At 68.7% G+C, this 13,848-nt stretch carries 17 protein-coding genes and 1 other RNA gene; 14 read left to right on the forward strand and 4 right to left on the reverse strand.

Annotated features, from left to right (window positions below; genetic code table 11):
- Positions 1-50: 50 nt before the first annotated feature.
- The 7 genes from csrA (at position 51) to LC452_RS20680 (ending at position 5,086) form a co-directional block, all read left to right on the forward strand.
- On the forward strand, positions 51-299 hold the full coding sequence (gene csrA / locus LC452_RS20650; protein WP_223628702.1) for a carbon storage regulator CsrA: 249 nt from the start codon (positions 51-53) through the stop codon (positions 297-299).
- A 143-nt stretch (positions 300-442) separates the two neighbouring features.
- Positions 443-904 (forward strand): flagellar export chaperone FlgN, encoded by a 462-nt coding sequence (flgN, locus tag LC452_RS20655; RefSeq protein ID WP_223628704.1) that lies wholly within the window; start codon positions 443-445, stop codon positions 902-904.
- 7 nt (positions 905-911) lie between these two features.
- On the forward strand, positions 912-2,318 hold the full coding sequence (gene flgK / locus LC452_RS20660) for a flagellar hook-associated protein FlgK (protein WP_223628706.1): 1,407 nt from the start codon (positions 912-914) through the stop codon (positions 2,316-2,318).
- Positions 2,319-2,331: 13 nt separating this feature from the next.
- Complete coding sequence (gene flgL / locus LC452_RS20665; RefSeq protein WP_223628707.1) at positions 2,332-3,219, forward strand: flagellar hook-associated protein FlgL; 888 nt, start codon at positions 2,332-2,334, stop codon at positions 3,217-3,219.
- Entirely contained in the window at positions 3,216-3,614 is a 399-nt protein-coding gene (locus tag LC452_RS20670; RefSeq protein WP_223628709.1) for a flagellar assembly protein FliW, read from the forward strand. Before flgL ends, LC452_RS20670 begins: the two co-directional genes overlap by 4 nt.
- Before the next feature lie 216 nt (positions 3,615-3,830).
- A complete protein-coding gene (locus tag LC452_RS20675; protein WP_223628711.1) occupies positions 3,831-4,145 on the forward strand; it encodes an HU family DNA-binding protein in 315 nt (104 codons plus the stop codon).
- A gap of 170 nt (positions 4,146-4,315) precedes the next feature.
- Positions 4,316-5,086, forward strand: a complete 771-nt coding sequence (locus LC452_RS20680; RefSeq protein WP_223628713.1) for a sigma-70 family RNA polymerase sigma factor — start codon at positions 4,316-4,318, stop codon at positions 5,084-5,086.
- On the opposite strand, the gene LC452_RS20685 is transcribed toward LC452_RS20680, so the two are convergent.
- Positions 5,032-6,150 (reverse strand): ATP-binding protein, encoded by a 1,119-nt coding sequence (locus LC452_RS20685; protein ID WP_223628714.1) that lies wholly within the window; start codon positions 6,148-6,150, stop codon positions 5,032-5,034. The genes LC452_RS20680 and LC452_RS20685 overlap by 55 nt on opposite strands.
- A 317-nt stretch (positions 6,151-6,467) precedes the next feature.
- On the opposite strand from LC452_RS20685, the gene LC452_RS20690 reads away from it, so the two are divergent.
- Positions 6,468-6,824, forward strand: coding sequence for a hypothetical protein (locus tag LC452_RS20690; protein WP_223628715.1), 357 nt, complete (start codon positions 6,468-6,470; stop codon positions 6,822-6,824).
- Between the two features lie 29 nt (positions 6,825-6,853).
- Here the strand turns inward: LC452_RS20690 and LC452_RS20695 are convergent, their stop codons facing one another.
- Positions 6,854-7,624, reverse strand: coding sequence for an SDR family oxidoreductase (locus LC452_RS20695; RefSeq protein ID WP_223628717.1), 771 nt, complete (start codon positions 7,622-7,624; stop codon positions 6,854-6,856).
- 101 nt (positions 7,625-7,725) lie between these two features.
- Between LC452_RS20695 and LC452_RS20700 the strand changes: the two genes are divergently transcribed.
- A complete protein-coding gene (locus tag LC452_RS20700; protein WP_223628718.1) occupies positions 7,726-8,562 on the forward strand; it encodes a helix-turn-helix transcriptional regulator in 837 nt (278 codons plus the stop codon).
- 9 nt (positions 8,563-8,571) lie between these two features.
- Here the strand turns inward: LC452_RS20700 and LC452_RS20705 are convergent, their stop codons facing one another.
- Positions 8,572-9,411 carry an aldo/keto reductase gene (locus LC452_RS20705; protein ID WP_223628720.1) on the reverse strand — a complete coding sequence of 280 codons (840 nt, stop codon included), beginning with the start codon at positions 9,409-9,411 and terminating at the stop codon, positions 8,572-8,574.
- Between the two features lie 61 nt (positions 9,412-9,472).
- Between LC452_RS20705 and LC452_RS20710 the strand changes: the two genes are divergently transcribed.
- The 4 genes from LC452_RS20710 (at position 9,473) to rnpB (ending at position 12,746) form a co-directional block, all read left to right on the forward strand.
- Complete coding sequence (locus LC452_RS20710; RefSeq protein ID WP_223628721.1) at positions 9,473-9,856, forward strand: YchJ family protein; 384 nt, start codon at positions 9,473-9,475, stop codon at positions 9,854-9,856.
- A 37-nt stretch (positions 9,857-9,893) separates the two neighbouring features.
- Positions 9,894-10,628: a zinc ribbon domain-containing protein gene (locus tag LC452_RS20715; RefSeq protein WP_223628722.1), complete on the forward strand. Its 735-nt coding sequence runs from the start codon at positions 9,894-9,896 to the stop codon at positions 10,626-10,628.
- A gap of 22 nt (positions 10,629-10,650) precedes the next feature.
- Positions 10,651-12,348, forward strand: coding sequence for a bifunctional 3'-5' exonuclease/DNA polymerase (locus LC452_RS20720; RefSeq protein WP_223628723.1), 1,698 nt, complete (start codon positions 10,651-10,653; stop codon positions 12,346-12,348).
- A 41-nt stretch (positions 12,349-12,389) separates the two neighbouring features.
- Positions 12,390-12,746: RNase P RNA component class A (gene rnpB / locus LC452_RS20725), an RNA gene on the forward strand.
- A gap of 58 nt (positions 12,747-12,804) precedes the next feature.
- Here rnpB and ppgK read toward each other — a convergent pair.
- On the reverse strand, positions 12,805-13,551 hold the full coding sequence (gene ppgK / locus LC452_RS20730; protein WP_223628725.1) for a polyphosphate--glucose phosphotransferase: 747 nt from the start codon (positions 13,549-13,551) through the stop codon (positions 12,805-12,807).
- A gap of 68 nt (positions 13,552-13,619) precedes the next feature.
- Here ppgK and LC452_RS20735 point away from each other — a divergent pair, with 68 nt between their 5' ends.
- Positions 13,620-13,847, forward strand: coding sequence for an SPOR domain-containing protein (locus tag LC452_RS20735; protein WP_223628726.1), 228 nt, complete (start codon positions 13,620-13,622; stop codon positions 13,845-13,847).
- The last annotated feature ends 1 nt before the right edge of the window (position 13,848 follow it).

Below are 13,848 nucleotides of genomic sequence, written 5' to 3' on the forward strand. Positions count from 1 at the left end.
TTGTGAGCAGGATGGCGTGAGCGCGCCGAAGCCATGGAAGGCGGATTGACATGCTGGTGCTGACGAGGCGCGCGAACGAGAGCATCGTGATCGGAGACGACATCACGATCACGATCCTGGCGGTGACCCCCGGTGGCGTGCGGGTCGGCATCGACGCCCCGCGAGACATGCGCATCCACCGCGCCGAGGTCGTGCTCGCGATCGGCAACGCCAATCAGGAAGCCGTGCAGACCGCGTCGGACGACGCCGCCGAGAACGTCCTCCTCGGAGCCTTGGGGCGGCTGAACGTCACCCCCTGAGCAGTGTCAATGGGGAGTTCTCCCCATGCGGGCCGAGTTACTGCCCTTCGGGTTGTCGCGATAGTCGTGTGTGTGACGGGAGCTCCTGTCACGGAAGCTTCGACCCGACGAGGTGACGTACTGTGGCCGCCCACGATCTGAGCATGCAGCTCCTGCGGGAGCGCGAACTGCTCGAGATGCTGCTCTTCAAGCTCGACGAGCAGCAGATGCTCCTGGCTACCGGACGCAACCGCTGGATCCGCCACGCGTCGACGGAGATCGAGCGGGTGCTCGCCGCCATGCCGACCGTCGCCCTCTCCCGGGACTCACTGGTCGTCGCGACGGCCGACGAATGGGGCGCGCCGGGCGCAATCACGCTCCGCGACCTGATCGATGCGGCACCGGACGACGGGTGGCGTGAGGTGCTGACCGGACACCTGACGACCATGACCGCACTCGCGGACGAGATCGAGCAGATGAAGCAGATCAACGAACATCGACTGCGCACGGCGATCCGCGTCACCCAGGAGACCATCGCCGGGCTCGGTGTCCCGTCCGGCGAATACAGCCCGTCCGGAGACGTCGTCCGCGACGGAGACGCCCGACTGCTCGACACCCGGATGTGAGGTGACCATGTCTTCGTTCGCAGGTCTTCGTCTGGCGGAATCCGCCCTCAACGCCGCACGCGCCGGCATGACCGTCACCGGTCAGAACATCGCCAATCAGACCACGACGGGCTACACCCGTCAGCGGGTCGACCAGGCTCCCGTGTCCGGTCCAGGGCAGACGGGGCTCTGGAAGAGCGGGCTCGGTATCGGCGGCGGCGTGAACGTGACCGGTGTCGCGCGTCTCGGCGACGCGGTGCTCGACGCCCGGGTCCGCGATGCCCTCTCGACCTCGGGATTCTGGAGTGCCAGGGCGGCTGCGGCCGGCCAGGTCGAGAGCATGCTGGCCGAGCCGACCAAGGACGGGCTGGCCGCGAACATGAATCGCTTCTGGTCCGGATGGTCCGATCTCGCCAACACCCCCGAACCGGCCGCGGCGCAGGTCGTGCTCACGAACGCACAGGTGCTCATCGGGCAGATCTCCGCCGGATACGAGTCGGTCGCAGGCCAGTGGACGGATCTGCGCGGCCAGGTGGACCGCGACATCGCCGACGTCAACGCCGTCGCCGGCCAGGTCGCCGCGCTCAACGGCCAGATCCGCGATGCACTGCAGTCCGGTCGCAACGCCAATGAGCTCATCGATCAGCGCAGCGTGCTCGCGCAGCAGCTGTCCACCGCGGTCGGCGCCAAGGGCATCGTCGAGAACGACGGCACGCTCACCGTGAGAGTCGACGGCAACGCGCTCGTCGCCGGAGACGCCAGCCGCGCGCTCGTCGTGAGCGGACCGCGGGAGATCCAGGACGGCGGCCGGATCGCCGTCGCGTGGGCGGACCGCCCCGACCTGCCGGTCGCGATCGGCGGTGGCGTGATCGGCGGCACCATCAGCGCGCTCGCTCCCGCCACGGAGGGCGGCTCGCTCGCCAGCGTGGCCGCTGCCTACAACGAGACTGCGACCGCGCTGGCCACGGCCGTCAACGACATCCATCGGACGGGTGTCACTTCGAGCGGCGCGCCCGGAGGCGACTTCTTCGCGATCGACGCGAGCGGCCCTGCCGCAGTGGGACTGCGAGTGGTGCCGACCGGCCTCGACCAGCTGGCCCTTGCCGCACCGGGCGCCGGCGCGAAGGACACCACGATCGCCGACCGCATCAGCACCCTCGGCGCATCTGCGACCGGGCCGAGCAAGACCTGGTCGAGCTTCATCACCGGGTTCGCGGTCACCGTCGCCGGAGACCTGCAGCGTGCAGACATCGCCGACATGGGGGCCGTCGCCGCCGTGACGGCCCAGCAATCCAACGCCTCGGTGGACGGTGACGAGGAGACCATCAACCTCCTCACCTACCAGACCGCCTATCAGGCGGCCGCGCGCGTGCTCACCGCCATGGATGAGGCGCTGGACCTGCTGATCAACCGAACCGGCCTCGTCGGCCGCTGACTGGGGAGTCGACATGATCGGACGCATCACGAGCAGCACCATGACGCAGCAGTCGCTGCGCACGCTGCAGAGCAACCTCGCCGACCGCGAGCGCCTGCAGAACCAGGCCGCGTCGCAGCGAGCGTTCCGCTCACCGAGCGAGGATCCGGCTGCGGCGGCCACCACGCTCGGCGTGCACGGCGAGCAGTCCAGGGTGGCGCAGTACGCGCGCAACCTCAGCGACGGCATGGCCTGGGTGACGACCGTCGACACCGCCCTCGGCGCGAGCACCGATCTGCTCAACCGTGCGCGTGACCTGACCGCCCAGGGTGCGAACTCCGGCGCGCTCAGCCCGACCGCCCGTGAGTCGATCGCGCAGGAGCTCGAGACGATCAGCGCCGAGCTGCTCGCTCAGGCCAACACCACGGTGCTCGGACGCAGTGTCTTCGCCGGGACCAGCGACTCCGGGGCGGCGTTCGACCCGGGCACCTTCACGTTCAACGGCGCACCGGGAGACGGCGTGCGTCGGCGCATCAGCGAGAACGAGACGGTCCGCGTGGATTTCGACGGCTCGCAGGCGTTCGGCGTGGGCGCGAACAGCGCGTTCGCACTTCTCACGGACATCGCGGCCGAACTTCGAGGGGGAGCGAACGTCGGCTCGCGCCTCGACGACATCGACGCGAGGCTGAAGGACGTGGTCGCGGCTCGCGGCACGACGGGTGCGCGTCAGGTGCAGATCGAGCGCGCAGCATCCCAGAACCTCTCGATCTCCACCGACCTGGAAGCACGTCGTGCCGAGGTCGAGAACGTCGACAGCCTCGAGGTGCTCGTGCGCCTGCAGTCCGCCGAGCTCGTGTTCCAATCCGCCCTGCAGGTGACGGCCAAGTCGCTGCAGACTAATCTGCTGGAGTTCCTGCGATGACCACGACCTCTGCCGGTCAGACCGCTGTCGCGATCGAGTTCGCCACGGCGATGCCCGGTCTGAGCCCGTACACGGCGTTCAGCCTCGCGAGCATCGTCGGCGTCGAGGGACTCTATGCGCTGCGAGCGGTGGATGCCGACGTGCGACTGTTCCTGCTCGAGACCGCGGTCGTCGATCTCGAGTACGCACCCCGGATCCCCGTCGGTATCCGTGGGGAGATCGGTGCGACCGACGCCGACGTGCTGCGGACGTTCGTCATAGCCAACCCTTCGGATGACGGCGTCCACGTCAATCTGCGTGCGCCCATCGTCGTGCATCCCGACACCGGACGCGCGGCGCAGGTCATCCTCGACGACCAGGACTACCCGATCCGGGCGCTTCTCCGCGAGCACTGAGGTCCGGGGGATCCGGGCGAACCGGCTCGCGAACCAGTGAATTCGAATATTCACCGCAGATACGAAGGAAGAAGCACTATTCTCTGAGGGGTAAGGGCTGGGGCCTCACAGAACCCGGTGTCGTCGAGATGGGACCCGACGATCCGCGGAGCTGGCTTGTCGGGGTACAGCGACGCAGCTCGGCGACGGGCGAACACACAGGGGACGACGAAGATCATGAGCACATCGAAGACGCTGGATGCCAACCGCGTGAGCAAGCGCGAGTTCGTACAACGATTCGCACGACGCGGGGGGATCTCGGTCTTCGCCGCGCAGACCGCGTACAACGCCATGATCGATGAGCTGCTCGACCTCGTGAGCCAGGGCAACACCGTCACCCTGACCAACTTCGGCAAGTTCTACCCGCAGAACCACAAGGGACACCGCGTGCAGTTCGGCAAAGACGAGGGTACCGGCGAGGTCACCGACTACACCGTGCTCAAGTTCTCCGCGACGCGCGAGGTGAACAGGCGCGTCAAGACCAACGACTGACGATCGTGATCTGATCGTGAGCAGGATCCCCGGGAGCCGCGGCTCCCGGGGATCCTGCTGTGTGCTCCGGGGATCTAGCATGGAGTCCAGATCGTGCGATCGCCCGGGAACGGCCGCACGGCGGGCCGCTGGGGAGGGCTCGCGTCGACCGTGAGAAAGATGAACTCCCCATGCCCCTGCGTGCGCGCAATCGACTCGTCGTCGAGCATCTCCACATCGTCGGAGCGGCGACGGCCCAGCTGGCCTCCCGGGTGACCCAGGTGCCTCGCGACGACCTGACTTCCGCCGGCGCCTACGCGCTCGTCCGTGCGGCAGACCGCTACGACTCGAGTCTCGGCGTGCCTTTCGGCGCGTTCGCGCGCGACCGGATCAACTGGGCGCTCAAGGACGAGCTCCGCTCGCTGGACTGGGCGCCGCGTGAGGTGCGCGCCGGCGTCAAGGCGGTGTCGAAGGCGCGCGAGCGCCTCACCGCCTCACTCGGACGGACACCCACGGTGGCCGAGATCGCGCAGGTGATGGACGTCGCACATGACGTCGTGCGCGAGCGCCTCGCCGACGCTGATCGCGTCGTAGCCAGTCTGGACGCGCCGGACGTGGGGGAGTTCCGCTGGACCGGCGACCTTCCGGACGAGGTCGTGATCGCCTCGGAGCGCGACGAGTTCCTGCACCGCGCCGTCGATGCGCTGCCGGAGCGGAAGCGTTTCGTCATCCGCGCCATATATTTCGACGACCGGACGGTCAAGGACGTCGCCGTCGAGCTCGGCGTCTCGCACGCTGCGGTATCGCAGCAGCGTTCAGAGGCGGTGCGGATGCTCAGGGATGCCGTCGAGCGCTTCTTCCGCGAAGGGGCCGTCGCCGTGTCGCCCCGATCGAGGATGCTCGATGCCTACCTCGAACGGATCTCGGCCGGGCGCCAGAGATCGAATCCGTCTGCGGACTGACCCACCAGAGTCAGCCTCACCGACGTGGGGTAGATCTCGGGTTCCTCGTCATCGTCGCCGAGCAGGTCGAGTCTGTCGATCGGGACGAAGATGCTGCCGTCCGGCTCGAAGATGAGATCGCGCGGAACGAACGAGGCGAAGATCGAGCGGGTGGAGTTGCGCAGTTCGAATGTCCGGCCGACGTCGCCGCGTTCGAACAGGTTCAGCTCCACCTCGTCGGACCAGACCTTGCCATCGGGGAAGCGCGCCTCGATGCGGTAGGTGCTCGGTTCGATCGTGCGGATGTTGAGATCGTCGACGATCTCGGAGAACAGGGAGTCCGGCTGCCGGAGCTCGAAGGCGATGGCGCGCAGGTGGTCGTAGTTCAGCCGCGCGCGGCGGGAGAACAAGGCGACGTTCTCGATCTCCTCGGGGTCGGCACCCGGCACCTGATCGACGAGGTACTGACGCACCTCATCGGGGCCGGGATAGTCGAAGCGCAGGTGGTAGTGGAAGCGGCCGGGCCGGCTGACGAGGTAGGTGCTCACGTCGGACATGTCGTTCACGGAGAGGCAGTAGATGCGCTTGGCGGACGACAGTCCGTCGAACAGCGACAGGAACTGGTTCTGACGATTGAGGCCGTCGGCGGTACCTCGACGCCCTGCGGGGAAGATCTTCTCGAACTCGTCGAAGATGATCAGGCACTCGTCGAGGCTGTCGAGGAAATCGACGACGCCGTCGTCATCCGCCGTCACCACCACCACCGGCAGACCCTGTTCGCGCGCCTCCTCGGCGACCATGCGCAGGAAGAGGGACTTGCCGATGCCCTTGTCGCCGGACAGCATCACGCCGAGACTGCGCTCGGAGCGCGCGTAGGACTGGAAGATCTTCGCGACCTTCTTGTCCCGACCGCCGTAGACGCGCTCGGCGCCGATGGTCAGGTCTTCGATCCTGATCAGGCTGAAGCCCTCTTTCGGTGAGAACCCGACCCGATAGGTGCCCAGCGGGAACGCCTCGTGCGTGCGCACAGCGTCGTCGTACACGCGAACGTGTCCGCCGGTCTCGATGTAGGTGGGTGCCAACACCCTCCTCCTTCACTCCCCGATGTACCTATCGGCCGGACTCGGCGATCGGTAAGGCGATGACCGACGCCCTTCTCGCTCGGCGATGCGAACAGGAGCCGCTCAGACGGCTGATCATGCGCGCGCTGTGCTCTCCGCCTGCACACTGTGTCATGACCGCGAAGGCCTCGACAAGTGCGGGTCGGCGTGTCGACGGTGAGTTTTCTCTTCGTTTACGTGGAGGAAGAGCGCGTTCTTTCCCTCGGTCTGCGTTTGCGGAACCTCCGACAGTATTCTGAGCGCACCGGGGGCGAGCAGGTCGGAGCGCGAGTATGGGCGGGATGGATGAGGCAGGGGAGCCGGTCACCGGCTCGATCGTCATCCAGGTCGAGGCCGCGCCTCAGGGGATGATGCGCTGCACCTTGGATGCTGCGGGACCGCAGCGCGTCTGGTGGACCGTGCTCCTCGCGCACGATGACGCCGTGATGGGTGCGGCGACGTCGCCGGAGCAGATGGCGAACCTGCTCATCCGAGGCAGCATCGAGTGCATCCGGCAGAGCGTGCCGAGTCTCGAGGTGGGCGGGTTGACGATGCGCCTGGAGCCAGGTCCGAACGACAACGCTCAGGTCGTCTCCACCGGCCCTGCGCGATACCGCTCATCGGAATGGGCGGCCCTCGTCCACGCAGTGCGAGAGTGAGCCGACGGGGATCATCGAGAACTCGACGCTCACGGTCGTCGGCCGTGCGGGTCGCGGCTGTTCAGCGTCGCCACCACCTGGTCGTAGTCGCCGGGGGCCTCGCCGTAGCGGAGGAACTTGACGTTCTCGACCTGGATCTCGGTCGCGTCGGGCTGCGCCTCGAACAGGTCGACGACCTCGGTGATGAACGCGTCGAGAGGCATCGCGAAGTCGCTGTCGCGCTGCCCGGGCATCAGGTCGGTCTGCACGGACGGCGGCTCGAGCTCGATGACCTTCACGGTCGAGCCCGCGAGCTGCAGCCGCAGCGACTCGCTGAGCATGTGGATCGCCGCCTTGCTGGCGTTGTAGCTCGGCGTCGCCCGCAGGGGAGCGAAGGCCAACCCGGAGGAGACGGTCACGATCGTGGCATCCGCCATGCTGCGGAGGTGCTCGATGAACGTGGCGATGAGGCGGATGGGGCCGAGCACGTTCGTGACGATGGTCCGCTCGGCGTCGTCGAGGAATCCCGACGGCCGCGACCAGTCCTCGACGCGCATCACGCCGGCCATCGTGACGACCACGTTCAGGTCGGGGTGCGCGGCGAGCACCTCGGATGCCGCGGAACGGATGCTGTCGGCATCCGTCGTGTCGATCTGCACGGTGTGGATGCCGGAGCCCTCCGCGGCGATCTCCCGCAGCAGCTCGGTGCGGCGCCCGCCGACGATGACAGTGTTGCCCTTGGCGCGGAGAGCGCGGGCGAGAGCGAGGCCGATGCCGCTGGTCGCCCCGGGGATGAAGATGGTGTTTCCGCTGATGTTCATGAGTCCAGACTCGATCAGCCGCGCCGACCCCACCAGAGAGCGGTCATCCAGGGATCGGCGCTCCCTGGATGAGGGCGGCCGCGCGGGGGGATACTTCTGGAGTGGATCGAGAAGCACTGGCGGAGTTCCTCCTGCGACGACGGGAGAGGCTGCAGCCGTCCGACGTGGGGCTGAGCGCGGGAGCGCGGCGCCGCACCCCTGGTCTCCGCCGCGAGGAGGTCGCGCAGCTCGCCGCGATGTCCACCGACTACTACACCCGGCTCGAGCAGCGACGGGGACCGCAGCCGAGCCTGCAGATCGTGGCGGCTCTGGCCCGCGCGCTTCGTCTGACCTCGGACGAGCGCGACTATCTCCACCGCATCGCCGGCTACAGCGCACCGGACCGCGCGGCTTTCGCGGGACATGTGCGCCCGGGCATGCTGCGCATCCTCGACCGGCTGCACGATTCACCCGCGTTCGTGGTCTCGGCGCTCGACGAGGTGCTCGTGCAGAACGACGCGGCCCGCGCCCTGCTCGGCGACGCGAGCCGCTGGGAAGGGCTCGAGCGCAGCGGGATCTACCGCTGGTTCACGCACCCCGAGACGGAGAGACGTCGCTACCCCGAGCGCGACCATCGACGACAGAGCCGCTCTCTCGTCGCTTCGCTGCGCGCCGCGCATGGTGCCCTGGGCACCCGGTCGCGTGCAGGCGAGATCGCCGCGGAGCTCAGCCGCACGAGCCCCGAGTTCGTCGCGCTCTGGGAGACGCAGGAGGTTCGGCGGCGGTTCGAGGAGCACAAGGTCCTCGTCCACCCCGAGCTCGGAGAGATCGAGGTGGACTGCCAGGCGCTGTTCACCGAAGACGAGTCGCAGTCGCTGATCGTGCTGACCGCCGCGCCGGGCAGCGACGCCGCCAGCAAGCTCGAGCTGGTCAGGGTGCTCGGGATCCAGACGATCTGAGAGGCGGGCTCAGGACTCTTCGTGCGTCCGCGGGTCGGCGTCGAAGAGGCGACCGTCGGCGTGACCGAGTGCGGTGAGGGCATCCACCTCGGCATCGTCGAGCACGATCTCCGCGGCGGCGAGGTTCGAGACCTGGTGTTCGAGCGACGACGCCTTCGGGATCGAGACGGTCTCCCGGGCGACGTGCCAGGCGAGGACCGCCTGCACCGGGGTGATGCCGTGTGCTGCGGCCACCTCGAGCACGACGGGTTCCTCCACCAGGGCCTTGGCCCGGCCGAGCGGGCTCCACGCCTCGGTGAGGATGCCCTGCTCGCGGTGGTAGGCCAGCTGCTCCTCCTGCGGGAAGTACGGGTGCAGTTCGATCTGGTTCACGACCGGACGCACGCCCGTCTCACGTTCGATGCGCTCGAGGTGCTCGGGCAGGAAGTTCGACACGCCGATCTGGCGCACGATGCCGCGCTGCTGAGCGTCCACGAGGGCCGCCCAGGCCTGCACGTACTCGTCCTGGCCGGGGTTCGGCCAGTGGATCAGGTGCAGATCGGTGACGTCGAGCCCGAGCCGTGAACGGCTCTCCTCGATGCTGGTCCGCGCCTTCGCGGTGGGGTGATGGCGTCCGGGAAGCTTCGTCGTGACGATGATCTCCGCACGGGGAACGTCGGATGCCGCGACGCCGCGGCCCACGGATCCCTCGTTCTCGTAGTTGAACGCCGAGTCGAGCAGCCGGTAGCCGGCGCCGAGCGCACTCGTCACGGCAGCAGCGCCGTCGTCGCCGTTCAGCGCGTAGGTGCCGAGGCCGATGGCCGGCAGTGCGAAGCCGTTGTGAGCGGTGAAGGTGGGAACAATGGGCATCGAGGCTCCTTCGAGGCAGGTGTCTCTTCAGCGTAGGGCGTGACCTGCGATGCTGGCTCTCATGATCGATGTCGTGCGCTGCCCGTGCCTCTCCGGCGACGTGTTCGAATCCTGCTGCGGTCCGCTGCTGCGCGGCGTCCCTGCTCCGACGGCCGAGCGTCTGATGCGATCGCGGTACACCGCCTTCACGCTCGAAGACGCTCCGCACCTGCTGCGCACGTGGCACCCGACGACGCGTCCCGCCTCCCTCGAGTTCGATCCGGGGCTGAGCTGGCGGAGGCTCGTCATCGTCGATCGGGTCGCGGGCGGGCCGTTCGACCATGAGGGCGTCGTCGAGTTCGAGGCATTCTGGCGCCAGGGCGCGGACCGCGGCTCCCTGCACGAGCGCAGTCGCTTCGTCCGGGAGGATCGGCACTGGTACTACGTCGACGGCGACGTGCGGTGACGGGCGGGATGTCCGGCCAGCGGCTAGATTTGAGAGCGTGAACGCCAGCCCCGAGAACCAGCGCACCCTGCTCGACATCGCCGACCTCGACCGGCGCATCGCGCAGGCCGAGCGTGCCCGCACCCAGCCCAGCCAGGGAGCGCGGATCACGGAGCTCGTCGCGATCCGTCAGGAGCAGCTGCGTGAGCTCACCACGCTCACCGGAACCCGCGACGACGCGCGCACCGAGCTGACGCGCCTGGAATCCGACGTCAAGGTCGTCGAGCAGCGTCGCAACCGCGACACCGAGCGACTCGCCGCCTCCACCAGCTCCAAGGATGCGCAGGCGCTCGAGCACGAGCTGGCGAGCTTGGCGCGCCGTCAGAGCGATCTCGAAGACGCCGAGCTCGACGTCATGGGTCGGCTCGAAGAGGCCGAGGCCGCTGTCGCCGCGCAGCAGGCGCTGTTGGAGACCACGACGGCCGAGGGCACGGCCCTCACCTCGCAGGCCAAGGCCGACATCGCCGCCGCCACCGAGCGCGGGGCCGAGTTCGCGCGCGACCGCGCCGCCGTCGTCGCGACCGTGCCGGCCGACCTTCTGGCCGAGTACACGCGTCGCGCCGCGAACAGCGCCGGCGCCGCCCTGCTTACCCGCGGCACCTGCGAAGGCTGCCGTATGGTCCTTCCCAGCACCGACCTGAACGATATCCGCCGCGCATCCGACGAGCTCGTCGTCACCTGCCCCGAGTGCGGATGCATCCTCGTGCGCACCGAGGAATCCGGGCTCTCTTGAGCGGGGCCCGCGCTCCGCGTCGATGAGCGCGTCGACGTCGCCGGGACGGCGGATCGCCCTCGTGGCGCTCGGCGCCGGACGATACGCGGCGGTCGAGCTCGATGAGGTCGCGGAGGAGATCTCGCGGCTGACCATGTCCGGGCCGGAGCTCGTCTCCTGGGTCGCAGACCTCGAGGGCTCGGAAGCGCCGCGGTGGATCATCCGCAGCGCGCGCGACATCTACCCGATGCTGCTCGACGGCGGAGTACGCCTCGGACGGACGCACGACCTGCTGCTGTGCCACGCGATCCTGCGCGACACCGACAAGGTGGCGCGACCGCTGCCGCCGTCCGCCGCCTGGATCCGCCGTGAGCCGACGGATGCCCCGCCCGCGCTGTTCGACGTCGCGGAGCAGGACGATGCCGAGGATCCTGTCGCGGAGGTGCTCGACCAGTTCCGCGCGCAGCGCCGGGTGATCGAGCAGGAGCGCGACGGACGGCTGACGCTGCTGTGCGCGGCGGAGTCCGCCGGCGGACTGATCGCCGAGGAGATGCGTGCGGCCGGTCTCCCGTGGGACGAAGGCGTGCACGACGCGATCCTGACCGAGACTCTGGGCACGCGGCCCGCGGCCGGGGGACTGCCCAGCAGGATGGTCGAGCTGGGCGACCGCGTTCGCGCGATCCTCAGCGACTCGACCCTGCACCTGGACAGCCAGCCCAAGCTGCTGCGCGCCCTGCACCGCGTCGGCGTGCACGTGGAGTCGACGAGCCGGTGGGAGCTCGCGAGCCAGTCGCACGCGGTGGTGGAGCCCCTGCTCGCCTACAAGAAGCTCTCACGACTGCTCAGCGCCAACGGCTGGGCGTGGCTGGCCGAGTGGGTGCACGACCGCCGTTTCCGGCCGGTGTATATCCCGGGCGGCGTCGTGACCGGACGCTGGGCGTCGGCCGGCGGCGGTGCCCTGCAGCTTCCGCGCAGCCTTCGGCCCGCCGTGCGCGCCGATCCCGGTTGGACGCTGGTCGTCGCCGACGTCGCGCAGCTGGAGCCGCGGATGCTGGCGGCCATGGCATCCGACAAGGCGATGGCGCGCGCGGCCCAGGGGAGCGACCTCTACGAAGGTGTCGTGGCCTCCGGCGCTGTCGGCACCCGCGAAGAGGCGAAGTACGCGGTGCTCGGCGCGATGTACGGAGCCACCACCGGCGACAGCGGTCGACTGGTGCCGCGCCTGCGGAAGGTCTATCCGCGTGCGATGGCTCTCGTCGACAAGGCCGCCCGCACCGGCGAGGACGGCGGTGTGGTGTCGACGTGGCTCGGCCGATCGTCGCCCCGGCCCTCCACGGAGTGGACGGAACTCCAGTCCCGAGCCACCGGAGCGGATGCCGACCCCGCCGAGGTCGCCCTCGCCCGTCGGCGCGCCAGGGACTGGGGCCGGTTCACCCGGAACTTCATCGTGCAGGGCACGGCTGCGGAGTGGTCGCTGATCTGGCTCGCCGAGATCCGGCACCGGCTGCAGCGCGCACCGGAATCGGCCGTTGCCGCCGCGGCATCCGGTCCGTTCGCGCGTCAGCCTCATCTGGCCTTCTTCCTCCACGACGAGGTGATCCTGCACGTGCCCGAGGAGCAGGCGGAGGCGGCCGCCGATGCCGTGCGGGTCGCGGCATCCGTGGCCACCCGGCGGCTGTTCGGCGATTTCCCGATCGACGTTCCGCTCGACCTCCGGATCGCGGAGTCGGCCGAGAAGTAGGGGCCGTCTCCGGAGGCCGGAGAAAGTAGACTGGACGCGAATGGGTCGACTGGACGGCCGCGTGGCGGGCAACCGCACCGAGGAACGTCCGGGCTCCACAGGGCAGGGCGGTGGGTAACACCCACCCGGAGTGATCCGCGAGAAAGTGCCACAGAGAGCAGACCGCCCCGCAAGGGGTAAGGGTGAAAGGGTGGTGTAAGAGACCACCGGGGGTCATGGTGACATGACCCGCCAGGTAAACCTCGCCCGGAGCAAGGTCAGACAGAGGATGTTGACGCGGCTCGCCGAGTCCTCGGGTAGACCGCTAGAGTGCCACGGCAACGTGTCGCCGAGAGAGATGGCCGTCGAAGGGGCGAAGAACCCCGGAACAGAACCCGGCGTACAGGTCGGCCCATTCGCCTCACACGCAGAAGGCCCCGCTGAACCAGCGGGGCCTTCTGCATGTGGGCGGGGGGATCAGTCGCCGGCGAGCGACGCTGCGCCGATGATGCCCGAATTGTTGCGGTGGATCGCCGGAACGATCGGGGTCTTGAGCTCGAGCAGCGGGAGGAAATCGCCGGCGTTCTTCGACACGCCGCCGCCGACCACGAACAGGTCGGGGCTGAAGAGGAACTCGATGTGGGAGTAGAACGCCTGCAGCCTCTCGGCCCAGGCCTCCCAGCTCAGGTTCTCGCGCTCCCGCGCAGACGTCGCCGCCCACTGCTCGACGGACTCGTACTCGCGGAAGTTCAGGTGCCCGAGCTCCGTGTTGGGGAGCAGCACGCCGTCGTAGATGAACGCCGATCCGATGCCGGTGCCGAGGGTGGTGAGGAGCGTGAGACCGCGGACGTCCCTGGCTGCGCCGTGGCGGGCCTCGGCGACGCCGGCCGCGTCGGCGTCGTTCACGAAGACGATGTTGCGGCCGAGTCCGTCACGGAAGAAGCGCTCCGCGTCGAAGTCGAGCCATTCCTTGGAGACGTTCGCGGCGGACAGGGTCTTCCCGCGCTTGACGATGGCCGGGAAGGCGACACCGAGCGGCATCGTCGAGTCGTGCACGTCGAGCGTCTTCAGCACCGACTGCACCGCGACGAGCACGTCCTGCGGGGATGCACCCTCGGGAGTGGGGACGCGCACGCGGTCAGAGGCCATGGTGCCGTGCGTCAGGTCGACGATTCCTGCTTTGATTCCCGTGCCGCCGATGTCGACGCCGATCGCTTTTGCCATGAGCGATAGCTTAGCGACCACGGCACACGCCAGTAGGATCGATGACATCACGCGAAGAAGGGGCAGCTATGTCTGACGGCGACGAAAAGTACTGGTACAACTCCGAGACCGGTCAGGTCGAATTCGGCATGATCTCGCCCTCTGTCGACCGGGTCGGCCCGTTCGACACCGCAGCCGAGGCAGCCCGTGCGCCCGAGGTGGTCGAGCAGCGTTCGCGCGCCTGGGCCGAGGAAGAGGCCGCAGAGCAGGGCTGGGACGCGAAGTCCTCCGACGCAAAGGGCCAGGGCGCAGAGTAGT

The organism is Microbacterium sp. EST19A, from assembly GCF_019969685.1.
Classification (GTDB): domain Bacteria; phylum Actinomycetota; class Actinomycetes; order Actinomycetales; family Microbacteriaceae; genus Microbacterium.